Here is a 992-nt window from a genome sequence, read left to right on the forward strand (position 1 = left end):
CTATCTAATTTCTCATTAGAATTTCGTGGTTTGGAACGAGGTTCCCTTGGTGCATTGTAGGTTAAGTCACCCAAATTACCCTTTTCTATTTGCTCACTAGCTGTTCGCGCCTCTGCTGAGTCTTGGGTTTTCTCTTGGTTGCTAGGAATACTAGGTTTAACGGTTCTCTCCTGGTACTCGCTTTTATCAAGATGGGCTTCTAACCTTCGAATTTGATCCCCTAAGTCTTGGACTTCGTCCTTTATTTTTTTGGGTTCTAGTCCAACATATCCACTTTCAACGACATTGTTATTAACGCCAACGGGAATCGTCTGCGGCTCATCTGATACGGCATTATCTTCCGTGTGATATTCTTCTTCATCTAAATCAGCTTCAATCAAGCCTACAAAGTCAGATTCGCCAGTGGCGGAGTCATGAGAATATACTGGTTTGGTGAACTTCGTTTCATTAGGGAGCTCAGGTATTCCCTTCTCCTCTCCTAGATATTCGTTTGCTTCTTCTTCTGACTCGATATCCTTTACCAAAGTCGCAATCATGATGGATGATTCAGCGTTTAGAGAAAACTCGTTACTTACATAACTAGCCAAAGCTTCACAGAGTACCCTCGTTGAGCCAAGGACAACATACAATTCACCATCTCTATTAAATACTTTCTTTTTGTTTGTATCATAGATCCATTGAAGACCGATGTTGCAAGATAAAGTCAGAGATTTACACATGATGATTCGATCTGGTATCAATCGATCTCTATAGCTCTGTTCAGCTTCGCTACGTGGTGATTTTAAGTTATGAAAGGCTAACCTTCGTACTGCATTTTCAAACCAAGTCGTTTTCAACTTCCTACTAAATTTTGCAATATCATCTGGAACCTGTGTCGACTCAAGAAACTCAGTCTCATCATTCTTAATACTCATCTCTGAATCATACTTGATAGATTTAGCGTTCGTTTGCGCTGCTAACTTCTTAAATTCACCGACACAAACTCGAAGGTG

Annotated in this window: 1 protein-coding gene; it reads right to left on the reverse strand. The window is 40.4% G+C overall.

Translation table 11 applies throughout. From position 1 onward, the window contains the following. The coding region (locus tag IQR33_RS20650; RefSeq protein ID WP_193844001.1) for a hypothetical protein at positions 1-914 on the reverse strand (914 nt) is incomplete at its 3' end. Positions 915-992: the final 78 nt, after the last annotated feature.

This window comes from Vibrio sp. OPT46, assembly GCF_015163535.1.
GTDB classification, from domain to species: Bacteria; Pseudomonadota; Gammaproteobacteria; order Enterobacterales; family Vibrionaceae; genus Vibrio; species Vibrio alginolyticus.